Here is a 22651-nt window from a genome sequence, read left to right on the forward strand (position 1 = left end):
TTGCCAGATTTTTAGGAGTAGGGTCGCTCAAGAGGATGCCCTCACGACAACTTTGAATAGTTTGAACTTTACTGTTATTTGCGTACTTGCCTACAATTCCTTACGATCTTTTAACCTGAGTAGTTACAAATGAACTATCCATCACGCCCAGTAAAGCCTGTTCTGGCTCGGTTGCAGCATCCATCACACTCAGATTCAAGTTCAGAAAATCGAAGTCTTTCTCAAACTGTCGGCGATACGTCTTCTCGTTCAAATTGCTGTACCGACTCAAATTGCTGAAGTTTACCTTGCCGCAAACAATCCAGATCGTCGTGAACAACGTCATGAAGAATTTCAGTTGCGGTTTGCGAAATTGCCCACTTTGGTCAGTTGGCTTTGTACAATTTCCATACAGCTATTCGTCCGGTGCGGTTTTTTCTTATCAGCACCTTAAGCGACGGGTAGCTTTCCTGTCGAGCCTCTCAAAAACTGTCCGAAGTATTGATTTAAGAAGAGATTGTGAAATGTCACCCCAAATTTGCACAGAGCACTAAGAGTAGTATCCTTGTTCAATAAAGGACAAATGGAACGAACAACAGAAGTAGCAATGTGGTAGAAAGTAGTCACGCTTAAACTGTTTGTGCTTCTGTCCGAATTGAAGGGTCATTTCAGGTCCATCGCACTGAACAAAAGTAAGCTCAGTATGAATTCAAGACTTTGTAGAGGCTCTATAACTTCCTTCATATCAAAGGCAAGCTACTTCGCTTTGATTAAATCTATCTCAACCATAAGTCCTTGCCCTCTCACGGTATCAATGCTGCCTAGAATTATCTGATATATCTCGGGACTTCTACTGAATATTTAACCTAAGCTTTACTAAAATTCTCCTATTATAAAGAGTCTATAAGCACTACTTCTCAGTATTACTAACAGTCGTAAGTCACTGTAAGATTTGAACAGACTGCACTCGGCATCTCCACAGTGCATCTATAGCGACGCTGTTGCAATGAAATTGCAAAACTTAAGATAAATCTCAGTATTGGCTTGTTCATCTTCAACTTAAGGCTTAAATCTAATTCGTCTAAGCCTTTAGCGAATCTACCCGTACACTTTATCTATCTGTGTAGACGATGAGACATCATATAGTTTTAAGTAAGCCATTTGATTTAGAGCAATTCAGCGAAGGCGCAAGACAAGGAATAAATCCACGCCATGTCTTAGCAGACTTAAGCCAGAAACTTGATGCGACGATTCACAAAACCGGAAATCACCCGATCACGTTTCTCGATCGAGTGTTTGCGAAGTTCTTCGGCACGTTACCTGAACAATGGGCAATGGCTCGATCGATAGTGCCCCAACTTAGCAATGAAGATATCGTCTTTTGCAATGGGACTGATGTTGGTTTTCCGTTAGCCATGTTGTGTAAGGTTGCAGGCAAGCGCCCGAAGCTCGCGACGCATGTGATGGTTCCCGAAAACAGACGGGTACGTTTGCTTCTGAAGTTGTTTGCGCTAGACACTCATATTGATGCTTTTCAGGTTTACAACCAGAGTCAGGGCGACTTTCTCCAATCGTTTCTCAATCTCAGCAGCGATCGTGTTAGCGTGTTCGCGCTTCACACCGATACGGATTTCTTTTCCCCCGGTGCGACTTCTCCGAGTAAATCCCGTCCTATTATTGCGAGTGCAGGCTTAGAGCAGCGAGACTATGTGACGCTTGCCGAAGCAACCCACGATCTTGATGTGGATGTGAAAATCTGTGCTGCTTCCTGTGCGGCAAAAGCAGCAGGATCGGGGGGGTTTCCGAAAGTCATTCCGGCAAACATGGAAGCGCGATATTATGATTTTGCGGAATTGCGCCAGTTGTACCGCGATGCTGACATTGTGGTGGTTCCCGTCGTGAATCATACCTATTCTGCTGGATCAACGGTTGTCTTAGAGGCAATGGCATGCTGCAAGCCTGTGATTCTCACCAGTACGCCGGGTCGTAACACAGCTTTGAGAGATGAAGGTGTGGTGAGAGGTGTGCCAGTCGGCGATGCAGCGAGTTTAAGAGCAGCGATCGTGTCTTTGCTCAACAACCCCCAAGAAGCTGCGGCTTTAGCACAACGCGGACATGAAAAAGTGCTGCGGGAACATACTACGGAAAGGCACTTGCAGTCCTTAATCTCCCTATTAACTGCCATGGAGACAGAATCAAGTGGCGATCGCGCTGTCACTGCAGAGGCTTGAGTCGTTCGATTACGGGCGCTTTGTCACTAATGCTGTTGTAGCACTTCTGACTTTGCCAGATTGAGCATATTCAGTCTGGCATTACCATTTCCTGTCTCATGCCCTGGCTACTCCCTGTAACTAGAGCCACTTGAAGGTCAAGTGACATTACAATTCTCCGAATTAACTTAATGGAGCAGTCCCAAAAGTTGCATTAAACTTACGACACCAAATTACAGTGGACTGAAAGCTTTTTAGGTCAACATTGGCTGGAATCGCATAGCTTTGAGCACCATTAAACTTTTGTAAAGGTGCGAGAACGACATATTCTCCCTCTTTCAAGGGATAGGAAGGTGGTTTTGCGGATCTCAGTACATTGTTGGAACGATGTAAAACAACAACTAAATCAGGTCCCAAACTGGAGGTTTTAAACCCTTGATCTAGTTCTAGGAAAGATTTGCCATTCTGAGTAACAATTTGCGCTTTCCCCTGGGTTGGATGTTCTCCAGACTGAAAACTGCCTGATTTTACAATGGTTGATGCTGGAGTTTTCGCCTGAGTTGCTAATTCTGGTTTTGCTGGAAGTTCCGGTTCCGTTGTCTGATTCTTAGCCATCGTTCCAACGCACCCAACAAAGATGAGAGAAGCTAGACTGAGTGAAATCCAATGGTTTACTTTCATGATTAAAGTTTGCTTGGATGAATACACCCCTGATTATGATGGTTAGGTTGAGCAGCGAAATGATGAGCGCTTAAACAGTCCAGAACAAAATGCTGATATTTCACAGAGAAAGTTTTCAGGTCATTCTCAGCGAATTCTCATCTTGAGGATTTATGGTGTTAGAGGCAGCAATACTTGAACGATCGTTCCTGTTGTCGCAGAGGATTCGATACTCAATTCACCTTCATGAGCTTCGATGATCCGTTTGACGATCGCGAGTCCTAACCCGGTACCCGCCGTTTTTGTCGTGAAGAAGGGTTTCGTTAAGTTGGGCAGACTCTCTGTAGGAATCGGTTGACCCTGATTCTGAATGTGAATGCAAGCTTGATGATTTCTAAGCGTATAGAGCTTAACCGTTACTGTCTCTCCGGTATTGCTGGCTTCATAGGCATTGATGATTAAGTTAATGAACACCTGTTTCAGCTTATCTTGATCCGCTAAAACTTGAATGGGTGCGGATGCGATGTCCACCTTTAGGTATTTCTCCGACGCAGCAGGAACGGTCTTGAGAGTATCAAGTGTTTCGGTGATCAATTGATCCAAAGCTAACTGCGATCGCTGTAAAGTTTGCGGTTTAGAATACAGCAAAATTTGGTTCAATAATCGCTGTAAACGTTCGGCTTCATCTAATGCAAGCGAAAGATATTCCTGAAACCGCTCTGTCAAATTCAGCCTTTTGAACGTATTTAGTCCCATTGAAATTGTCGTCAGCGGGTTTCGGACTTCATGCACAATCATCGCGGCTAGCTCACCAATTTCTGCGAGCCGTTCTAATGCTTTCTCGGCTTGTTTACGATCGCTAATATCACGGGTTACGCCTACAATCAGCGGTTGTCCGTTTGTATCTTGAGTCAATCCGATATTTGCAGTGAGCCAACGCCAGCCACCTTGTTTATGAGGAGCACGATATTCTGTTCCAGATTGTTTCTGTCCGGTTGAAAGCAATTGTTCGATCTCGCCAATACAAGCTTGAATATCATCGGGATGGATGAACGATGTGATCAAGTTTCCTTCCATTTCCGAAGGCTGGAATCCTAGCACATCAGCAACATTAGGAGAAACATAGGAAAATACATTGTCCGGCGTGATTGCAAAGATAATATCATTCGCATTCTCAACGATTGCTCGAAACTTTGCTTCTGCTTGTTTGAGTTCTGCTGTGCGCTGCTCAACCCGTTGTTCTAATTCAAGGTTAGCAGTCAATAACTCTGATTGGGCGGCGCGGAGTTCGAGTGTTCGTTTCATGACCTCCGCTTCTAACATTTCATTGAATTGTTGCTGCTGTTGGTAAAGCTGATAGTTATCGATCGCCGTTGCAGCCCGCTCAGCAAACAGTTCTGCTAGCTTCACTTCGTTTTCTGTAAAGCAACGGGGCTGCCGTTGGAAAGAGCAAATTGTCCCAATCACGTCACCGCTTGAGGTTCGTAAAGGCACGCCTAAATAAGCCTGATAGCCTTCTGGTGCCTGACCATAGTCCTTACAGGTACTTGCATTCTCGACGACTAACGGAGCGCCCGTTCTTACAACTGTACCAGTCAAGCTACCGTGCAGCGAATACACCTGATTTGCTGCCTCGCCCAGATCGATCGTACTTGCCAGAATCCGCTCGCTAGCCCCTTGGCAATAGGTCACAACCGACCAGTCTAACCCAATCAGTTCGCTAACTCCTTGCGCCACTTCATACAAATAGGAGCTGAGTTCGCCCGTTCGATAACTCAGGGAGGATAGAATTGCTAAGGTTCGCTGCTCCGGTCTCGAAGGAATCGTCATCATTGCTTCCGATACTCCTCAAGGAGCGATGTACATTATGATGCAATTAGTTTGATCAAGTCTGCAAGAAATGGGCATCCTTCAACTTCTGATAAAGTATCCTAAAGTTCTTTTGATGGAGATTGCTGTTCTTTCAGCAAAAATTAACCTTTCTATTAGAACTGCATCATCTATGCAATGTGACTGAATTCAGGGATACAACCAAAATTCTTAGAACTCAGTTTTTTTGAAAAACTCTGAGTTCTCGCATTGTGTAGCCTTTGCCAACGTTAGTGTACGATCGAGGGTTGTCCATAACTTGATCATTCAGCAGCAGCAGCATGGCTGCTCGTAATATCCCAGTAGAGAAGTTTTAGCCCTGAAAGGACACTGTTCGATTAGCCTTTCAACTTGGGTGAGACAGCATCGCAATGCTCCGCTTTAACCCGTCCTGATGGAAATGCTGCTTGAATCAATCGCGTAGCGTATAGCCAACTCCCCGAACAGTATGAAGGAGTCTCGGCTCTTGTTCTTCTTCTAATTTCAGACGTAAATAGCGAATGTAAACTTCAATAATATTAGAATCGCCGATGAAGTTATATCCCCAAACATGCTCAAGAATCTGATCACGAGTAAACACCTGACGCGGATGCCGCAAAAGATACTCTAGTAAATCGAATTCCTTTGCAGTGAGAGAAATCGATCGAGTGCCGCGATATACCTCGCGAGTCTTCCGATTCAGGCGTAAGGTATTGAACTGTAAAATCTCTTCATCACCGTCTTGCACTCGACGCAAATGAGCACGGACTCTTGCGAGCAGTTCCTCAATGCTAAACGGTTTCACCATGTAATCATCGGCTCCTGCATCCAGACCCGCAACGCGATCGCTTACCTCATCGCGTGCCGTTAACAGAATGACTGGAACTTTACTTCCGGTCGATCGCAATCGCCGACAGAGTTCTAAACCAGACAATCCTGGAAGCATCCAATCGAGAATCGCCAGATCGAGCGTCGCCTCGCGAGCAAGCATCAAGCCTGACATGCCATCATGCGCGACACTAACCGTATAGCCCTCACTAACCAGTTCTAGTTCGATAAAACGAGCAAGTTTAACTTCATCCTCAACTAATAGAATATGAGCACTCATGATCGGGTTCCTACTGCTGGAAGTGTTAATGTGAACGTACTGCCTTCACCGGGTTGAGATTCGACAGTAATATTGCCGCCCATCCGTTCTGCTAATGTTTTTGCGATCGTCAATCCTAAGCCAGTCCCACCAGTTGTTCGTGCTCGCGACGGATCAGTTCGGTAAAATGGCTCAAATACAAAGGCTTGTTGAGATGGGGAAATACCGCTTCCGCGATCGTGCACTTGAATAATCGCTGTGTTGCTTTCTTGGTGGAGTGTAATGATGATTGGAATATCTAAATTGGAATGTTTAATTGCATTGCTAATGAGGTGATCTAGAATTTGCATTAAATAGTCGCGATTTGTTTGGACTCGGATTGGCGTTGTGGATAATTTGGTTTCAATATTACAAGACTCAAACTGTTCGGTCATATTGACGACATCGTGAACAAAATCGTTTAAGATAACGACTTCTTCATCAATCGCGATATTAATACTTTCTATGCGCGCAAGATCAATCAAGTCTTTTAAGATGAGCGTCATTCGCTCTGCTTCTGTGATTGCCATCGCAAGTGTTTCTTTTTGCGTATCTGTCAATGTTTGATTTTGTTTTTGACTCCGCTGGAGATAGCCGTAAATTAAACTCAATGGCGATCGCAGTTCATGAGCGACCGCATTCGTAAATTGTCGCTGTTGATCTTTAACCGTTGCTAGTTGAGTAACGATCTCATTCCAACGTTGCGCTAATCCTTTGATTTCGGTCGGTGCAGGGTATAAATTGAGCGGATAGGGATCTAGTCGATGAGTTGAAGAAGTTGTCCATTGATGGAAATGTCGTAATGCTGAAAGCAATCGCCAAACTAATCCGAGCATGATCAACATCAGCACGCCAATAAAAATTAAGCTTAAGGTCGTTAACTGAGCAGCGAGCGTGAGAAATTTTGCAGTGGTTGCTGCATCAAACGAACTCATCGACAGAAAGTTTTGCACATCTCGACGACTGAGAAAAACGAAACTCACAGCAGCGATCGCAGAAAAGATCACGATACAGAAAAACAGCCGAAAATGGAGTGAGTTGGTATCGAGGTGATTCCATCTCAGTCTGAACCTTGTTCTTGAAAATCTACTCAAGCGACGCATGGAGATCACCTACTTTGACGCGGATAGCGTTCAAACTCAGTCTAGAATTATCAACGTCTAGAATTATCAACTCATTGTAGACTAGCTGGAACTCAACGAAGAAGCCAAATCGTTTCGGCTTCTTCAGGGGCACTCAATGCAGGTTAAGGTCGCGCAACTGATTGTCTACGGCATTGAGATAACCGCGATCGTCCAAAGTAGAAGCTGGCAGATGATGAGTATTCACTGCGGCCTGCACAATGTCTTTAGCGCTAACTTTGCCAGTATTATGATCTTGAATCAGGCTGCCATAGCCATTGATGCTCTGAGACTTGAAATAGCCGCGATAAGCAAAATGTGCAAGATCAGCTGGAGATAATCTGACGGTGGTTTGAGTCGTGCCTAGATTGTTGCTCGCGATCTCTTGGTTGATGCGAGGCTGAGCACTTGCGGGAACAGTTGAAGCCGTGGAGACCAGCATGAGCGAGAATGCTGTCAATAAGAAGCGTTTCATCATCACTCTCCTGAAGCTAGTAAGTGTTTGATAACAACAAGCATGACAAACTAGCCTGAATGCGTTCTGATCAACCGCTGAGAATTGACTGAGAAACTGATCTTAGGCGCATCAGCATAGTTTTCTGAGAAAATGCTGAGTTTGGCATGAGTTTTCTACACGGTTAACTTCACAGAAGGTTTAGTTTCAGTTTAGGTTCCTCTCAACGAAGACCTGCATTCTGGAATTAACTGAACTCCTCAGGAATGAACTTCATGAAACTTACTTCTTTACTCACCACAACTTTCACCACGGCTGCTTTAGTTGGCATGGTCACAATTTGGGATGCTCCACTCAAAGCCATCAATCCTCACCTCATGCAGGCATCAGCAGCTCAAGAAATGAAAGATAGTACAGGCTTAACCCCGTCGCAAAAGATCGCTAAAATTGTCCAGCATAAGGGACAGTTTGGGGGTGGTGATGAGTTACGACGCTACTTCTTTGGCGATTTAGAGCCAGTCTCCGTGCAACCTGGTGGTGCAGGTATGGTGGTCAATCTCTACAACAAAGCCAACAATACTACATTTGCTTACTGTGCAACCTATGATGTGGTTGTGGCAGTTAAGTCGGGTCGTGTTACACAATTTGCATCTAGTGAAGTGAAGTAACGGGGCTGTTTCTTCTCGTACTTGGAAAGGCTTCATCAGTGAAGAGACATGATCACCAAAGCACCATCTTACTTCTTGAATCAAATTGTGATGAACTTCAGAAAGGGAACGAGATCGCATCAAAAAGTCCCAGGGCAACTGTACCTCTGGATGGCTATTTTGATTTTCGGTGCTTCAAGTGCGGTCACGCGCAAGCTCGCCGAAATTGGTGCTATCATTCTGCTCGGACTATTCTTCAGTCAAATTGGTATTCGTCAGATCTGCCGACGGACAAAGTGCGATCGAACAATGCAGCAAGCCGAGCAAATGGGCATCGAAATGGATCTGGGCTTTAGAGGAGTCTAATCCTTTAGCTTCTTTGAATATCAGTTTGGGCTTCCTAAATCTGAGTTATTTTCTCAACAAGCTGTCTGGCATGACCTTATCGTTATCGTTTGTGCGCGACTGATGCGCCACTGTCGAGAATGGAAGACGGTGTAGTCGAAACCGTATGGCAGTGGTGCAGAGGAAAAAATCGCACAATCAAGGCTTGCGCCTATAACAGCAAGTTGGGTTGTTGTTGTAGGCGTTGTGTGTATGATTAGAAACAGAATGCTCTGTCAGTGTCAGCATTTCGATGATGCGGCGAACATTGGCGTATATGAATTTGAGCATTAAAAAAACATTTAGGGCAACTGAAGCCGAAACCGAACGCTGCTGAGGTGCATTTGGACATAACGCGATCGCAGCACCATCGTTCGTCTATAGATCTAAAACATTACCGCCCCTGTCACGCTCATTCATGTTCTCAGTCATCCATGCCAAAAATTGAAGCTCAATGGATGATTTCGCGTTGAGAAAGATTTAGAGAAGTTTGAGAATCGAAATCTTGCGCAATCGAGTGTGATATGCTTCATTGGCTTGGATTGGGAAAATCCGGTGCAAATCCGGTACTGTGGCGCAGCTGTGATGATCATCAAATCGAGTCAGAATGCCAATTCCAAGTCAGTCTTCATTCAATTCTCTGCGAACCACGGAGAAGGAGCATATGAGTGAGTTAGTGAGTGCAAACCCCTGTCCAGGGCTATTTTATGAAACGCCTGCCCAAGATGGAATCTTGATGCGAATTCGAGTTCCAGGCGGGATTTTGACTGTAGCGCAGGCAAGTGCGATCGCTGAAATTACCGATCGCTGGAAGACTTCGACGATTCAAGTGACGAATCGTGCGAATCTTCAATTTCGAGCGGTTTCATCGGCTCCAGAAATCTTTGAAATCTTGAAAAATATTGGGCTTGCGGCAAAAAATGCTCAGGTGGATCATCTGCGCAATGTGATGGCAAGCCCAACCGCAGGAATTGATCCAAGCGAATTAATCGATACGCGATCGCTCGTTCAAGACATTGATACTTACATTCAATCTACGCCAGAACTAGCAGGTCTGCCCCCAAAATTTAGTATTGGGATTGATGGCGGTGGGCAAGTGAGTATCGGAACTCGCGCTGCACAGCCCTGGCAACATCGATACAATGAGATTCAACTTTCAGCGATATCATCGAATCAGCTTCAGTTAGCTTTTGCAGCAGATAAACAACTGTATGAAACTGGAGTCGTGATTGATGCAGCGGAGTGTGTTTCTGAGATCGCAACTTTAGCCAAAGTTTATTTGAGCTATGTCCAACAATCTCAGCGTCCGAAAAAGCCAAGGATGAGAGATATGTTGAAAGATTGGGGGGTTCAAGGAATTCTCGATCGTGCAGGATTTACAACCTTCAGCACTGCAATTTCTTTAAAGTCTGGGATTGCTTCCCTTATCGGAGTTCATCCTCAAAAACAAGCTGGATTGTTTTATATCGGGATTGCATTACCTTTGGGGCAACTCTCGATCGCGCAATTTCAACACCTCATCGAACTTGCTAAAACCTACGGTTCAGGCGAAATTCGACTAACACCGTGGCAATCGATCATTCTGCCAAATATTGCCGATCCATCTACCGTATTGCAAGAGCTATCTGGTTTCTCAATTGACCCGATTCAATCCTCGATCGTTGCCTGTGCTGGCAAGCCTGGATGTGCTTCTGCTGAGACACATACGCAAGCTGATGCTCATGCTTTGACTCAGTCCTTAAAGCATCCCATTAATATTCATATTACAGGCTGTCCAAAAGGCTGTGCTCAACCGAGTCCTGCTGATATCACTTTGCTTGGAACTAGGATGAAACAGTCCGAAGCTTACTATCTTTTTGCTGGAGAGGAACTGCTGACAGAACAGCCTGTGTCAGACCTTTCTACGATCGCTCAACTTATCAATGCTCGATATGATTGATTACATTCGCAACGGTGAGGAGATTTACCGTAAATCATTTGCCATTATTCGGTCTGAAGCGAATCTCGAACGGTTGCCTGCGGATCTGGCTCACGTCACAGTGCGATTAATTCATGCTTGTGGAATGACTGATCTCGCGAATGATATTGAGGCTTCTCCAGATGCGGTTCAAGCAGGTCGTCAGGCGTTAGCCAATGGAGCCGCAATTTACTGCGATGCTCAAATGGTGGCAAATGGGGTGACTCGAAAACGTTTGCCAGTCGATAATCCTGTGATTTGCACCCTCAATGACCCAACTGTTCCAGAACTGGCGCAAAAGCTGAACAATACGCGATCGGCTGCTGCTTTAGATCTTTGGGACATGAAAGGAGCCGTGATTGCGATCGGGAATGCGCCGACTGCATTATTTAGATTGCTGGAATTGCTCGATGAAGGTGCACCAAAACCTGCATTGATTTTAGGCTTTCCCGTTGGTTTTGTTGGAGCGGCAGAATCGAAAGCCGAACTTGCAGCCAACAGTCGAGGTGTGCCGTTTATTACCTTGCATGGGCGACGAGGGGGAAGCGCGATCGCAGCAGCGGCAGTCAATGCTTTAGCAAAACAAGAGGAGATATAACTTATGACGGGTCGGCTTTATGGAATTGGAATTGGTCCTGGAGATCCAGAACTACTCACAATGAAGGCGTTTCGCGTGTTGCGATCGGCGCAGGTTGTGGCATATCCGCTCTCAGATAGTGCGTTGAAATTAGCGCGATCGATCGTGGCAGAGTACTTACACCCGGAACAAATCGAAGTTCCCATGTACTTCCCATTTAAGCTCGAAGAATCTGCACAGCCCTACTACGATAAAGCAGCAGAAACCCTTGCTGAACATCTTCAGCAAGGCCGCGATGTCGTCGTTTTGTGTGAAGGTGATCCATTCTTCTATGGCTCATTCATGTATTTGTACAGTCGGTTGTCTGATCGGTTTCCTACCGAAGTGATTCCGGGTGTATCTTGTGTCATGGCAAGTCCAGCGATGTTAGGGACACCTTTGACGTATCGCAATGATGTGTTTATGGTTGTCTCGGCAATTATGTCGGCTGAAGACTTGAAAAAAAGCCTAGCAGTTGCAGATGCAGCCGCGATCATCAAACTGGGACGGCATTTTACAAAAGTTGTGACTGTCCTGAAAGAGTTGGGATTGTACGATCGAGCAAAATACATTGAGCGAGCAACTACCTCTCAACAGCGGATTGTTCCGATTAGTGAGCTTGATCCGGCAGAAGTTCCTTATTTCTCTATGATTGTGATTCCGAGCAAATGGCAACCTTAATTGCAGTCATCGTTTTAGGTCAGGCGAGTGTGCCGATCGCGCGTCAAATTGCCGATGCTCTACCCAATGCGACTTTGTATGGGCTAGAGCATCGCACGACGGGCGTCGATGTTTCCTTTACTCAATTTGGCGAAACCGTTCGAGAGCTATTTACCCAAGGAACTGCGATCGTCGGAATTTGTGCAGCAGGGATCTTAATTCGCACGATCGCTCCCTTGCTGTCAAATAAGTGGCAAGAGCCGCCCGTAATTGCAATGGCTGAAGATGGGAGCGCAGTCGTTCCATTACTCGGTGGATTGCAGGGCGTAAATGATCTCGCTCGCCAAATTGCAACTGTCGTAGAAGTCGTACCTGCGATTACAACAACTGGAGATATTCGATTTCGCACCGCATTGCTGTCTCCGCCTAATGGCTATCGGTTAGTGAATCCCGATGATGCAAAAACATTCCTCGCTGAGCTACTGGCAGGAGCGACGGTTAAAATTGAAGGCTCTGCGCCTTGGTTAGAAAAGAGCCAGTTACCGATCGCGGATGATGCAAAGCTCACGATCAAGATTACAACAGAAGCAGTTCAAGGCAGTTCAGAATGTTTGGTTTATCAATCTTCTAAGCGGCTTGCCATCATTGGAACAGGTCCCGGATCGGCTGAATGGATGTCCCCTCAGGTCAAAGCGGTACTTCGCAATTCAACCGATTGGATTGGCTACCAAACTTACTTGAACTTAGTTGAGCCACTGCGCACCTATCAGAATTTGCATATATTTGATAATCGTGAAGAGCTAGACCGGGCAGCATTAGCACTCGATCTTGCAGCACAGGGCAGATCTGTTGTAATGGTTTCTTCGGGTGATCCGGGAATCTATGCGATGGCAGCGGCAGTGTTTGAAGTGCTAGAACGCGATGCGAAGCCAGACTGGCAGACGATCGAGATTCAAGTGTGTCCAGGGATTTCTGCCATGCAAGCAGCTGCGGCTCAAGTGGGTGCGCCGTTAGGGCATGATTTCTGCGCGATTTCACTTTCGGATATTCTCAAGCCTTGGGACACGATCGCAGATCGAATTTGTGCGGCTGCGAAAGCAGATTTTGCGATCGCATTCTACAATCCGATTTCTAACACTCGCACTTGGCAGCTTGAAAAAGCAAAAGAACTCTTGTTGAATTATCGATCGCCCAATACTCCGGTCGTGCTAGCGCGCAATTTAGGAAGACCTGGACAGCAAACGCAAGTGAAAATGCTGAAAGAGTTAGAGCCAACCGATGCAGATATGAGAACAGTTATTTTGATTGGATCAAGTCAGACCCGAATTTTCAATCAATCAGAAAGCAACGTTTGGGTCTATACGCCTCGTCACTATCGAAAAGATTAATTAAAAATTAAAAAAGTTTTCGCTTCCCCGGTATAGTAATGCTACTCAATATTTTCTCTGAGTCGATTCCTATGCCGCATCGTCGTGAAAACAAGTATCTCCGTCCACCTGTCGGTTATACGCCACCCACCGATCCGCATCAACAGGCAATTCGTCCGCCGATTGGCGGGGTCATCCCTTCTCATGATTTGATGGTGCCTCCTCCGATTGTAACGACTCCTCCTCCTGGCTATTTGAGCTATGAGATTAAGCCGCCGATCGGAGGAGTCGCGATTCAGCCATCTTATTTGCCGCCGATTGGCTCAGAACCTTCAACTTTGGTTCCAAGCGCGTCCGTTCAGCCGCCAATTGGGGCTGAACCGATTGAATGTTGTTCGTTTGCGCCGCCGATTGGCTCAGAACCTTCAACCCTGATTCCAAGCGCGCCCATTCAGCCCCCAACTGGTGCACATGCTGCAACGCTGATTCCGAGTTATCAAATTCAGCCCCCAATCGGGGGCGCACCGATGCCCTATCGAACTCCTTAGCGGATGAGGATTAGGAAGGCGGCACATCACCGCCTGCATAGGGTTTCGGCTGAACGTGCAGTTTGGGCGTGATCGTGTCAAAGAGACGATTCGCGATCGCGCGATTTGCAGTGTCTGTAAGATGAATGGCATCTTGGAAGACTTCACCCTGCGTTCCGTTCGCGATCTCAGCTAAATTCAGCGTCGAGAGCTGAGGTGAGCCTTTTTTCACCTGCTCGATCGAGCCTTGAAGCTTGGTATAACCTGATTTGATCTGCTCTGGGTACTGCGACCCCAACTGCTCTAGAATCTCTTTTTCTCGTCCGGCAGGCTTTGCGCTGCGAATCGATACTTCAGGTTGAAGTCCCACAAATAAAGGAATTTTAGCAGCAGAAGTTAGACGTGCCACTTGTTGGAGATTTTGACGATAGCGATCGGTACGTCTTTCTAGCTCTTTGGAATCTGCCGTGAGGTGATCTTGAACAGATGTATCAAATGCGGGCGGAATCATTTGATGGAAGCTAGCTTGTGGGCGTAAGACCCAATATTGGAACCCCTTAACGAGATAGAACTGATCAAAAAAGTTACGGATTCCATTGCCTAAGCCTGCCATCAAATGCCGAGGCGCACTTTCTAACATCGCGTCTGTCCCAGGCATATCTGCGCCTTCTTGGGCACTCGGAACCAAAAGGTCAGCATAGCCATTCATCAGAACGATCGCATCGGGCTGATAAGGCAAAATTTCAAACGCCAGTTGGGCTAATTCGTTCCCAGAAGCATAGCCGGGAACTGCGGCATTCACCACGCGGTAGCGGGCTTCTCGAATTCGGGGCGGGAGTTTTAGCGCTTTTTCTAGCTCATCTGCGAAGTAAGGCAGCGTATCCGGTCGAAATTTATTCGGACTCGCTTTCTGAGCCGCGACTTGTTGATTGAGTCGAGTTTCGAGTTGACCCGCGATCGTACTTTGATTGTTGGTGCTCAGTTGCCCAAACGCTGCTGACCCGCCCAAAATGAAGACTCGGACTTCATCTTTGGGTTTATCTAAGTTAATCGGCTGATCGGAGCGGAACCCTTGATCATTAATTTTCCAAGCCGAATTTTGCTGATTGCCGACTAAGCGGTAGCCCATGACAGGACTGCGTTTTGCTGCTAATTGCCCATGATCTGGCAACCCGTCAAAAGGTTGCCCTTTCGCATCTAAAAACTTCAAGCGGTAGGCTGTTAAATTCAGCGGTTCGCCTTCAAAGGCGTTCAACTCTGCGGTTTTGCCTGTAGCACTGACGACCAACCGCGTTAATAATTCCAGCCCCAGTAGAACTAGCGGAATGGAGAGTAAGATCCACCGCTTCGGCACCGCCTTCTTCTTTTGGTATAAAGAACGGCTAGACCAGGAGGACTTTCGGCTAGACCTAAAAAACATTCACAATTCCTCTTTACGATCGCGTTGGGGGTTACGAGAGTCCGTATATTACCCAGGGAGATGAAATTTGATCGAGCACCTAAAAAAGCCTCGCTGATGCGATGGGCTTCAGTCAAGTTTGTTCGATCGCACCCCTTAATATGTCAGTACTCGGTCACTCGAATCAAGCTCGTTTGCTAATCAGTACATTCTGGTTGATGTGGTTTCAAATCTTACTACTATCCGATGCAATTTGATGATTTATTTTAAATAAATTTGTTGGCATCTACTGCCCCGATTCGCTAAAACCTCGGCAACAAGAGCAATTCAGAACTAAGAAATATTCGAAAAAATAAAGAATTTTCAACGCGATCGTCATCTCTTTCCTCGTTGATTGCCCGTTGATTTTCTAAAAATGGGTTGATCGACGAGCACCGTTCATAGATTTGCTAGTAGTTCATCACAATAGATTGTGAGATTGTGATAAGGAGATAGCGAGCCATCTGAGCCTGGTTTCTCCCCACTCCAAACTCCCCACTTCCCTACGGCAAGATAATTGGGTACACAGGTGAAATGATCGGGAACGCTAGCGGTAAAGATCTAGAAGTCCCGCTATGGAAATTTCAAAATGTTACGAGGTGTTGGGATTAGAGTTGGGCGCATCGATGGAAGATGTTGACGCGGTTTATTCAGCGCGATTAATGCAAGCAATTCGGCAAGAGGCAAAAGAAGAAAAAGCGTTGCTGAAAGCTGCCTATGAACGAATTCAGGAACATATTTATCAGAGCGTCGAGACTGCCCAGACACGAGATCCCATTACTGAGTTATTGCATCGCTTGAATTTAGAACACTTTCAGGTTCGGATTCAGCAAGAAATACTGCAAATTTATATCAAAACAAATGGGAAAGCCGAGGTCGCTGATCGGTTATATCAGCACCTCACTCAATTGGAATTACCAGAAGGGGTAAGTAAGATCGTGATTTATGGAATGCGATCGTCGAAAGCTGTCCTTTGGAAAAAGCAATTTGATCTGAATGTAATTGAGAAAAATGATTTAGATCTGTATTCGTTTAAAAATCGCTATGTGCTGTTCTTAGCCTTTCCGATCGCAATGAGTTTAGCTGTTTTGCTGCATACGATCGGCTTTCACCGGGTATTCATCTTTTTGCAAATTTGGATCCATGAATTTGGACATGCCACGATCGCTTGGTTTTCAGGACGACGGGCGCTGCCTTTACCGTTTGGCTGGACAACTGTGATTCCTGAGCGATCGCTGTTTGTGTATTTTGGGGGATTGATCCTCTTAGGTTTGCTGTTTCGAGCAGGATGGCGGGAGAAAAAGCGATCGACGATGATTGTGGCGATTGTTTGTGCGGTGATTCAGTTTGGCATGACTTGGTTGTTGCCAGAAGACACCTTTGATATGTGGCTGTCTTTTGGAGGAGTGGGCGGAGAGTTTTATTTGAGTGCTTTGCTGATTGCTGGTTTTTACTTTCGGCTTCCCGATTACTTTCGATGGGATTTCTGGCGATATCCTGCAATGTTTTTGGGAGCAAATACGTTTTGGACAATTTTCTCGTTTTGGCGATCGGTAAAACAGGGAACTGAATCGATTCCGTGGGGATCGCTGATTGCTGGCGATTCAGTTGGCGATATGAATCAACTCAGTGAGGTTCATAACTGGAGCAATGCCCAAATTATCAATACTTATACGGGGTTGGGAAATCTCTGTTGGTTCGTTCTGTTGGGCTTGTACATTTTCTTTGTGATCAAACATCGACGTTGGATTTTGGAACGAATTGTGAGCAAGCCACTTTAGTCGTTATTCTGAGCTTACAAATTGAGCAGCGATCGTGCTAAGAGTACGATCGCTGTTTTTTCTGTTACGACTTGCTAGCTTTATTGAAGCAGGAAGAAAAGCTTAGCTTGGAACTTGTACCAATCGAGAAACTGATTCTCCCAATCGCGTAAAATCCTTAGCGTTCAGGGTTAGAAGCGTATCAACTTCGGCTTTCAAGGCAGCTTGAGCAATCAGCGCATCATAAACGCCTCCACCTGCACGTCCCATATTGACCATTTGAGCTATCGCAGCTTGATAATCCTCTATCGTCAATACGATCGCTTCAAATGAACTCAAAGTTTCTGTGATCAAGCGTTGTGCTTGTGCTGGACTAATCCGAGGACGAAGCGGCAAATTTGTCAAAGTCGAAAAACACTCAGCGTAAGACCGAATCGCAATCACACCTTGAATTTCACCTGACTTAACCTGCTCTAACCAAGGAAGACATTCCGAATGGCGCGGATGCACAGGCACGATCGCTGCAATGACAACAGACGTATCAAATAAAACTCTTACCAAGCTTCTAACTTCCTATCTCGTATTGCTCGATCTTGCTCAACTGCAAACTCAAGGTCTTCAGGTGTTACCCCCTCATCAAGTGTCGCTTTTACGACTAAAACTCCATTCACATACTCAAATAAATCCTCGTCTGCAACATAGTGACTCTCTGACTTATGCTGCAAATCCTGAATAAATCCCATCACCTGCACACAATCTTCTTCGCTCAGATTGGCGATCGCATTCTGCAAAGATTCCTTGATTGGCGACATGATATCTACTAATACGCATATTCTCTATTCTAACAAAATTCTCATGCGATCTCACTGCTGGTAAAGTTGAGACAATCTGGTATTTTTGCTGTCATGGACTACACACCGCAAATTCGAGAACTGATGCGATTGCGCCAAATCAAAACATTTCGCGAATTACGCGATCGCACAGGCATTTCTGAAAAACAACTCCTGAAACTTCGCAAAGGTGAACTCCAACAATTGAAGCTCGAAACCCTCACGCAGTTTGCGACAAAACTAGATTTGAGCCTAGCAGAGTTACTAGCACTGTTCGAGCTGATTCCATCATTGCAAAAAGAATACGATCGACTCAAAGCACAGCTATCTGAACAACGAGAAACTTTACTACAAGAGTTCCAACAATCGAGTCTACAAACTTTAGAACCGTGGTTACTGCAATGGTCTGCTGCTGCTTATGCGGCTCAGCAAAATCCGCAAGCACCTGCGGTGAAGCTTTTACCCTTAGTTCGTCCGATTGAACAGCTTTTACAAAACTGGGGAATTGAGCAAAGCGCGATCGTTGGTTCTGAAATTCCATACGACCCGCAGCAGCAGCAATTGATGGGCGGCATGGCTGAAGCTGGTGATTTAGTTCGAGTGAGATATGCAGGATATCGGCAAGGAGAACGCTTGCTCTATCGTGCCAAAGTCAGTCCCGTATAATAAAACTACTCTCGTTGGGAATGTCGATCGTATGATTCTGCAAACTTCAAAACGTGATTACACCCCCGAAGAATACCTGGAATTTGAAATTCACTCAGAGGAACGGCATGAGTACATTGACGGTGAGATTGTTCTAATGACAGGTGGACTTCCGAATCACAATAAAATTGCTGGAAATCTTTACATCGCATTAAGCATTGACCTCAAGCGAAAACCGTATGAGATCTACATTACGGATCAGCGACTTTGGATTCCGAAGAAACGTATCTATACCTATCCCGATGTCATGGTCATGCCGCAACCCATTCAATATCAGGAAGGTCGGCGCGATACTTTGATTAATCCTATTTTTGTTGCAGAAGTTCTATCAAAATCCACTCGGAGCTATGACCGGGAGGAAAAGTTTGAAGCTTATCAAACGATCTCACAATTCCAAGAGTACCTACTCATCGATCAGTACAAGGTTCAGATTGAGCATCGAATTAAAGACGATAACGGCATTTGGACGACCACAACTTATGAAGATGAGAATTTAGCGGTTTCGTTGAACTCTGTGCCTTGTCAGTTCGTGATTGCAGACTTATACGACAAAGTTGATTTTAGCGCTGACCAAGAATAAACCGCTCTCAAGGATGGGATTCTCGATCGCTGCCTTCTTTCCTGCGACTGATGCTGTTCTCGGTGGAATTTGGTGAACTAGTCAAGGAAACCGAAGATAAAGAGTAATTGCCATGCGTAAGATTAATATTGGTTTGTCGGATGAACAGCGTCAAGGCGTTTGTGAACTGTTGAATCGTGATTTGGCAGACATGAATCTGCTATTGATCAAAACAAAGAAATATCATTGGGATGTGACTGGTCCTGAGTTTCGATCGCTACACCAAATCTGGGAAGAGCAATATACTATTCTGAATGAATCGATCGACCAAGCGGCTGAACGGATTCGCGCTTTGGGTGAGTACCCTGTCGGAACCGCTGCTGGTTTTATTCAATATTCGTCGATCAAGGAACATACTGGCGACGTTCCTTCTTCTTCTCAAATGGTGATCAACCTAGTAGACGATCACGAGCAAATTATTCGCAATTTGCGTCAGCACATTGATCAGTGTTCCGAAGATTTCCATGATGAAGGAACGGCTGATTTTCTTACCGGATTGATGGAAGGACATGAGGAAATGGCTTGGATGTTGAGATCGTTTGTTCAAGGTAAGCGCGTTGAGTCTGATAATGAAACGCCGAACGAAGTCAAATTCCCAGCAGGTGTTGCAAAGTAGTTCGCAAATTTGAGTGAACTTCCTAGTCAAATACCCAGTGCGAGAGTGCTGGGTATTTTATTGGATTTGTTTCAAGAGGTCTAAATGTTTCCGAACTGGTGCGATCGTATTTGCGGCAATCATTCCACTTGCTGCTACCGCAGGTAATCCAATTCCCGGAAAAGTTGAATCACCACAGCAGAGCAAGCCTGAAATGGGAGTTAAAGCACTAGGAAATAATCCATCTGTTGCTCGAATTGCTGCCCCATAAGTTCCACGATGTCGGCGGAGAAATCTTTCGTGGGTTAAGGGTGTTCCAATTAGGGTCAATTCGGTTCTCGATCGAATATCGGGTATGACGCGTTCTAAAGCTTTCCACATCACCTCGGATCGCTGTTGCTTGAGTTCTGGATAAGAGTCGCACTTCTCCCAAATCTCATAGGGTTCATTTCCGGGAGTATAGACATGAATTGCATGTTTTCCAGGCGGAGCAAGCGCACGATCAAGCAAGGATGGAATTGAAATTAGAACAACATTCTGTGGTGCTGTAATGCCTAAGCTCCAATCATTGACAACGATATGATGGCAAGCTAGATGGTCTAAACTTTGTCCATCAATTCCTAAGTGCAAGTGCATGAAGCTATCACATTGCGGAGTATCTTGGCGTTGCTGAGTAAATTCAGAACTGTTGACGAGCTTCAAAGTATCCCAAATTGAGGCGTTTGAGATCACATAGCGCGATCTCAGTTCTTCTCCATTTCGCAACTTTACTCCCACTGCTTTTTGATTTTCGACTAAGACTTTCTCAACGTGAGCATTGAGGCGAATCTTGCCGCCGAACTTTTTCAATCCTCGAACTAAAGCATCGACGATCGCGCCACTTCCACCTTTTGGATAGTCAAGCTGCACATTCGGGCGATACCAATCTGCAAACATAAAAGCAACTTCAGCCGCATTCGTACTATCGGCGGGTAATCCTGATAGTAAAAAGCAAAGTAAATCCATCCAGTTGCGAATAAATGGATCACTCACAACTTTATCCATGACAGGCGAAAACGCTCCTGTAATTTGAGAAAGTCCGATCGCATTTTGCAGCATCTTAGGAAGATATTGTCCAACACTCAGTAAGGCTCCGAAATCATATCGAACAGCGGCAGGTGGAAGCGCGATTGCAGCTTTTGCCAAAGGAGCCATGACCTGCTGTAATTTTTTCCACTCAGCGACTGCATTTTCGCCTCGGAGTTGCTGTAAAACCTCACAGAACTGTTCTGCCCCGACTTGAGTATCAAACGTGCCTTCAGGCAGACAACAGCCCCAAGTGTCGTAATTCAACCATTCGATATCTTCGTCGATCGCATCTAAGACTTGCCGCAGCGGATTCGGAGATGGACTGTAGGACATGCCCGAGTAGAGCGATGGGCCTGAATCAAATCTAAATCCATTGCGCTCAAATCCGTGAGCGGCTCCCCCTGCGATCGCATGACTTTCGCAAACTAAAACGTCATAGCCATATTTTGCCAAAATCCCCGCACAGCTTAAGCCCCCGATTCCGCTTCCAATGACGATCGCATCTACCATCGTGTGATCCCAAATTTGTAACTCATTTGTAAATCAATTGTAAAAGAAGAGATCTGAGATAATTCCGTACACTAGAAACGTGTGTGCATTGCAATTTGCTATGACGTTGCCGATCGGTTCTTCCACTCCTGCTCTCTTTCAAACGCTGTCACTGGTCGCCGACCCGATCGCATTCTTCGATCGACAGTCCGCTCAGTATGGCGATACGTTCACCACAAGAGTTCTCGGCTTAAATTCCCCGCCTGTCGTGTTTCTCAGCCATCCTGATGCGATTCAGGCTGTATTCACGACTTTGGCAGATGCGTTTGAGTTTGGCAAAGTGACGGATGTATTTCGTCCTCTGGTTGGAAATGAATCGTTGATCATGCAAGAAGGCGCACGGCATCAGCGCCAAAGACAGTTATTAATGCCTGCTTTGCATCGCGAACAGTTGCACAGTCAGGGGCATTTAATTTGTCAGTTGGCGCAGAAGCGCATGATCGACTGGAATGTGGGAGACACGATCGCTCTGCGATCTGAAATGTCAGAAATTTCGCTGCAAGTGATTCTGCAAGTTGTGTTTGGACTGGTTCCTGGGGCGAGATACGAGCGGTTGAAACAGTTACTAGCTCAATTGCTCGAAGCGATTACTTCGCCACTTTATTCGACTCAGTTCTTTTTCCCTATCTTGCAGCAAAACCTGGGAGAGTGGAGTCCTTGGGGCAAATTTCTCGACCAAATGGCTCAAATTGATGAATTGATTTATGCCGAAATTCGCGATCGACGTTCTCATTCTCTACAAAATCGTACAGATATTCTCTCTGTGCTCATGACAGCACGAGACGAGCAAGGCGAATCCATGGACGATCAAGAATTGCGAGATCAGCTAATGACCTTGTTGCTGCTTGGGCATGAAACGACAGCATCGGCGTTGACGTGGGCGTTTTATTGGCTGCATCGCAATCCAAATTGTCTCGATCGCTTACGGCAAGAATTAGACGAATTGGGCGAAAATCCCGATCCGATCGCCCTTTCTCAGGCTCCTTATCTGACAGCAGTCTGTAAGGAAGCATTGCGAATTTATCCGATCGCGCTGATTTCCCAACCGCGAAAAGTCAAACGAGCGATTGAAATCGAAGGCTACACTTACGAGCCAGGAACCGTTTTGATTCCCAGCATTTATTTGGCACACCGCAGAGAAGCAACTTACGAGCAGGCGGATCAATTTAAGCCAGAGCGGTTTTTAGAGCGGAAATTTTCAGCGTATGAGTATTTGCCGTTTGGTGGAGGGAGTCGCAGTTGTGTCGGCATGGCGTTGTCGATGTTCGAGATGAAACTGGTTCTGGCAACGGTTCTATCTTGGTATGAGTTTGAATCGACGTTGAACCGAGAGATTCGACCTGCAAGACGTGGCATTACCTTCGTGCCACCGGATTCGTTCCAGTTGAAAGTGGTGCGAGATCGTGCCATCATCCCCGAATTGATTCACAATCCTTAACAGAAAAAGCGGATTTTACGTTACATAAATCATCAATTGGAAATCGGAAAACCCAAATCCCGTAAGATCGGCTTGAGCATTATAAAAGCCATG

General features: G+C 45.7%; 23 protein-coding genes. 13 read left to right on the forward strand and 10 right to left on the reverse strand.

The genetic code is table 11. The features are described 5' to 3' along the window. Positions 1 to 100: 100 nt before the first annotated feature. Entirely contained in the window at positions 101 to 325 is a 225-nt protein-coding gene (locus J0L70_RS22475) for a hypothetical protein (protein WP_287455918.1), read from the reverse strand. Positions 326 to 1109: 784 nt separating this feature from the next. On the opposite strand from J0L70_RS22475, the gene J0L70_RS22480 reads away from it, so the two are divergent. Next, positions 1110 to 2210 (forward strand): glycosyltransferase family 4 protein, encoded by a 1101-nt coding sequence (locus J0L70_RS22480; protein ID WP_287455919.1) that lies wholly within the window; start codon positions 1110 to 1112, stop codon positions 2208 to 2210. Positions 2211 to 2372: 162 nt separating this feature from the next. Here the strand turns inward: J0L70_RS22480 and J0L70_RS22485 are convergent, their stop codons facing one another. The 5 genes from J0L70_RS22485 to J0L70_RS22505 all read right to left on the reverse strand — a co-directional run bounded on the left by J0L70_RS22485 (position 2373) and on the right by J0L70_RS22505 (position 7419). Further along, positions 2373 to 2804, reverse strand: a complete 432-nt coding sequence (locus J0L70_RS22485) for a DM13 domain-containing protein (protein WP_287455920.1) — start codon at positions 2802 to 2804, stop codon at positions 2373 to 2375. Positions 2805 to 3020: 216 nt separating this feature from the next. Next, the gene (locus J0L70_RS22490) at positions 3021 to 4682 is read right to left on the reverse strand and encodes a GAF domain-containing sensor histidine kinase (protein ID WP_287455921.1); all 1662 of its coding nucleotides are present in this window, start codon (positions 4680 to 4682) and stop codon (positions 3021 to 3023) included. 448 nt (positions 4683 to 5130) lie between these two features. Continuing rightward, positions 5131 to 5805, reverse strand: a complete 675-nt coding sequence (locus J0L70_RS22495; RefSeq protein WP_017285780.1) for a response regulator transcription factor — start codon at positions 5803 to 5805, stop codon at positions 5131 to 5133. Further along, positions 5802 to 6806 carry a sensor histidine kinase gene (locus tag J0L70_RS22500; protein WP_287455922.1) on the reverse strand — a complete coding sequence of 335 codons (1005 nt, stop codon included), beginning with the start codon at positions 6804 to 6806 and terminating at the stop codon, positions 5802 to 5804. Before J0L70_RS22500 ends, J0L70_RS22495 begins: the two co-directional genes overlap by 4 nt. Positions 6807 to 7059: 253 nt before the next feature. After that, on the reverse strand, positions 7060 to 7419 hold the full coding sequence (locus J0L70_RS22505; RefSeq protein WP_287455923.1) for a hypothetical protein: 360 nt from the start codon (positions 7417 to 7419) through the stop codon (positions 7060 to 7062). A gap of 254 nt (positions 7420 to 7673) precedes the next feature. Between J0L70_RS22505 and J0L70_RS22510 the strand changes: the two genes are divergently transcribed. The 7 genes from J0L70_RS22510 to J0L70_RS22540 all read left to right on the forward strand — a co-directional run bounded on the left by J0L70_RS22510 (position 7674) and on the right by J0L70_RS22540 (position 13577). Continuing rightward, on the forward strand, positions 7674 to 8066 hold the full coding sequence (locus J0L70_RS22510) for a hypothetical protein (protein WP_287455924.1): 393 nt from the start codon (positions 7674 to 7676) through the stop codon (positions 8064 to 8066). A 48-nt stretch (positions 8067 to 8114) separates the two neighbouring features. Then, entirely contained in the window at positions 8115 to 8411 is a 297-nt protein-coding gene (locus tag J0L70_RS22515) for a hypothetical protein (RefSeq protein WP_017285776.1), read from the forward strand. A gap of 682 nt (positions 8412 to 9093) precedes the next feature. Then, positions 9094 to 10368, forward strand: a complete 1275-nt coding sequence (gene cobG, locus J0L70_RS22520; protein ID WP_287455925.1) for a precorrin-3B synthase — start codon at positions 9094 to 9096, stop codon at positions 10366 to 10368. Then, complete coding sequence (locus J0L70_RS22525) at positions 10361 to 10984, forward strand: precorrin-8X methylmutase (RefSeq protein ID WP_287455926.1); 624 nt, start codon at positions 10361 to 10363, stop codon at positions 10982 to 10984. The genes cobG and J0L70_RS22525 overlap by 8 nt, the downstream gene beginning before the upstream one ends. 3 nt (positions 10985 to 10987) lie before the next feature. Continuing rightward, a complete protein-coding gene (locus J0L70_RS22530) occupies positions 10988 to 11683 on the forward strand; it encodes a precorrin-2 C(20)-methyltransferase (protein ID WP_017285772.1) in 696 nt (231 codons plus the stop codon). After that, on the forward strand, positions 11671 to 13050 hold the full coding sequence (cobJ, locus tag J0L70_RS22535) for a precorrin-3B C(17)-methyltransferase (RefSeq protein WP_287455927.1): 1380 nt from the start codon (positions 11671 to 11673) through the stop codon (positions 13048 to 13050). Before J0L70_RS22530 ends, cobJ begins: the two co-directional genes overlap by 13 nt. Positions 13051 to 13121: 71 nt before the next feature. Continuing rightward, the gene (locus J0L70_RS22540; RefSeq protein WP_190651008.1) at positions 13122 to 13577 is read left to right on the forward strand and encodes a hypothetical protein; all 456 of its coding nucleotides are present in this window, start codon (positions 13122 to 13124) and stop codon (positions 13575 to 13577) included. A gap of 10 nt (positions 13578 to 13587) precedes the next feature. Here J0L70_RS22540 and J0L70_RS22545 read toward each other — a convergent pair whose 3' ends face one another. Beyond that, positions 13588 to 14910, reverse strand: a complete 1323-nt coding sequence (locus J0L70_RS22545; protein ID WP_190651005.1) for an SGNH/GDSL hydrolase family protein — start codon at positions 14908 to 14910, stop codon at positions 13588 to 13590. A gap of 659 nt (positions 14911 to 15569) precedes the next feature. Here J0L70_RS22545 and J0L70_RS22550 point away from each other — a divergent pair. After that, positions 15570 to 16775, forward strand: a complete 1206-nt coding sequence (locus J0L70_RS22550; protein ID WP_287455928.1) for a hypothetical protein — start codon at positions 15570 to 15572, stop codon at positions 16773 to 16775. Between the two features lie 102 nt (positions 16776 to 16877). On the opposite strand, the gene J0L70_RS22555 is transcribed toward J0L70_RS22550, so the two are convergent. Both J0L70_RS22555 and J0L70_RS22560 read right to left on the reverse strand, forming a co-directional pair. Continuing rightward, complete coding sequence (locus tag J0L70_RS22555; RefSeq protein ID WP_017285767.1) at positions 16878 to 17315, reverse strand: type II toxin-antitoxin system VapC family toxin; 438 nt, start codon at positions 17313 to 17315, stop codon at positions 16878 to 16880. Further along, positions 17309 to 17566: a hypothetical protein gene (locus tag J0L70_RS22560; RefSeq protein ID WP_287455929.1), complete on the reverse strand. Its 258-nt coding sequence runs from the start codon at positions 17564 to 17566 to the stop codon at positions 17309 to 17311. Before J0L70_RS22560 ends, J0L70_RS22555 begins: the two co-directional genes overlap by 7 nt. 93 nt (positions 17567 to 17659) lie before the next feature. Between J0L70_RS22560 and J0L70_RS22565 the strand changes: the two genes are divergently transcribed. The 3 genes from J0L70_RS22565 (at position 17660) to J0L70_RS22575 (ending at position 19524) form a co-directional block, all read left to right on the forward strand. Continuing rightward, positions 17660 to 18250: a helix-turn-helix domain-containing protein gene (locus J0L70_RS22565; RefSeq protein WP_287455930.1), complete on the forward strand. Its 591-nt coding sequence runs from the start codon at positions 17660 to 17662 to the stop codon at positions 18248 to 18250. Then, positions 18228 to 18869, forward strand: coding sequence for a Uma2 family endonuclease (locus tag J0L70_RS22570; protein ID WP_353736656.1), 642 nt, complete (start codon positions 18228 to 18230; stop codon positions 18867 to 18869). The genes J0L70_RS22565 and J0L70_RS22570 overlap by 23 nt, the downstream gene beginning before the upstream one ends. Before the next feature lie 112 nt (positions 18870 to 18981). Then, positions 18982 to 19524: a Dps family protein gene (locus J0L70_RS22575; RefSeq protein WP_017285763.1), complete on the forward strand. Its 543-nt coding sequence runs from the start codon at positions 18982 to 18984 to the stop codon at positions 19522 to 19524. 57 nt (positions 19525 to 19581) lie between these two features. On the opposite strand, the gene J0L70_RS22580 is transcribed toward J0L70_RS22575, so the two are convergent. After that, positions 19582 to 21081, reverse strand: a complete 1500-nt coding sequence (locus J0L70_RS22580) for a phytoene desaturase family protein (RefSeq protein WP_287455931.1) — start codon at positions 21079 to 21081, stop codon at positions 19582 to 19584. 100 nt (positions 21082 to 21181) lie between these two features. Here J0L70_RS22580 and J0L70_RS22585 point away from each other — a divergent pair, with 100 nt between their 5' ends. Next, positions 21182 to 22558: a cytochrome P450 gene (locus J0L70_RS22585; RefSeq protein WP_287455932.1), complete on the forward strand. Its 1377-nt coding sequence runs from the start codon at positions 21182 to 21184 to the stop codon at positions 22556 to 22558. The last annotated feature ends 93 nt before the right edge of the window (positions 22559 to 22651 follow it).

Source organism: Leptolyngbya sp. UWPOB_LEPTO1, assembly GCF_017302695.1.
Taxonomy (GTDB): domain Bacteria; phylum Cyanobacteriota; class Cyanobacteriia; order Leptolyngbyales; family Leptolyngbyaceae; genus Leptolyngbya; species Leptolyngbya boryana.

Coding starts and splice junctions, on each gene's coding strand:
- cobG (WP_287455925.1), top strand. CDS start 9,094: ATGAGTGAGTTAGTGAGTGCAAACCCCTGTCCAGGGCTATTTTATGAA.
- J0L70_RS22580 (WP_287455931.1), bottom strand. CDS start 21,081: ATGGTAGATGCGATCGTCATTGGAAGCGGAATCGGGGGCTTAAGCTGT.
- J0L70_RS22485 (WP_287455920.1), bottom strand. CDS start 2,804: ATGGCTAAGAATCAGACAACGGAACCGGAACTTCCAGCAAAACCAGAA.
- J0L70_RS22480 (WP_287455919.1), top strand. CDS start 1,110: ATGAGACATCATATAGTTTTAAGTAAGCCATTTGATTTAGAGCAATTC.
- J0L70_RS22515 (WP_017285776.1), top strand. CDS start 8,115: ATGATCACCAAAGCACCATCTTACTTCTTGAATCAAATTGTGATGAAC.
- J0L70_RS22510 (WP_287455924.1), top strand. CDS start 7,674: ATGAAACTTACTTCTTTACTCACCACAACTTTCACCACGGCTGCTTTA.
- J0L70_RS22575 (WP_017285763.1), top strand. CDS start 18,982: ATGCGTAAGATTAATATTGGTTTGTCGGATGAACAGCGTCAAGGCGTT.
- J0L70_RS22585 (WP_287455932.1), top strand. CDS start 21,182: ATGACGTTGCCGATCGGTTCTTCCACTCCTGCTCTCTTTCAAACGCTG.
- J0L70_RS22565 (WP_287455930.1), top strand. CDS start 17,660: ATGGACTACACACCGCAAATTCGAGAACTGATGCGATTGCGCCAAATC.
- J0L70_RS22550 (WP_287455928.1), top strand. CDS start 15,570: ATGGAAATTTCAAAATGTTACGAGGTGTTGGGATTAGAGTTGGGCGCA.
- J0L70_RS22495 (WP_017285780.1), bottom strand. CDS start 5,805: ATGAGTGCTCATATTCTATTAGTTGAGGATGAAGTTAAACTTGCTCGT.
- J0L70_RS22530 (WP_017285772.1), top strand. CDS start 10,988: ATGACGGGTCGGCTTTATGGAATTGGAATTGGTCCTGGAGATCCAGAA.
- J0L70_RS22540 (WP_190651008.1), top strand. CDS start 13,122: ATGCCGCATCGTCGTGAAAACAAGTATCTCCGTCCACCTGTCGGTTAT.
- J0L70_RS22560 (WP_287455929.1), bottom strand. CDS start 17,566: ATGTCGCCAATCAAGGAATCTTTGCAGAATGCGATCGCCAATCTGAGC.
- J0L70_RS22525 (WP_287455926.1), top strand. CDS start 10,361: ATGATTGATTACATTCGCAACGGTGAGGAGATTTACCGTAAATCATTT.
- J0L70_RS22505 (WP_287455923.1), bottom strand. CDS start 7,419: ATGAAACGCTTCTTATTGACAGCATTCTCGCTCATGCTGGTCTCCACG.
- cobJ (WP_287455927.1), top strand. CDS start 11,671: ATGGCAACCTTAATTGCAGTCATCGTTTTAGGTCAGGCGAGTGTGCCG.
- J0L70_RS22475 (WP_287455918.1), bottom strand. CDS start 325: ATGACGTTGTTCACGACGATCTGGATTGTTTGCGGCAAGGTAAACTTC.
- J0L70_RS22490 (WP_287455921.1), bottom strand. CDS start 4,682: ATGATGACGATTCCTTCGAGACCGGAGCAGCGAACCTTAGCAATTCTA.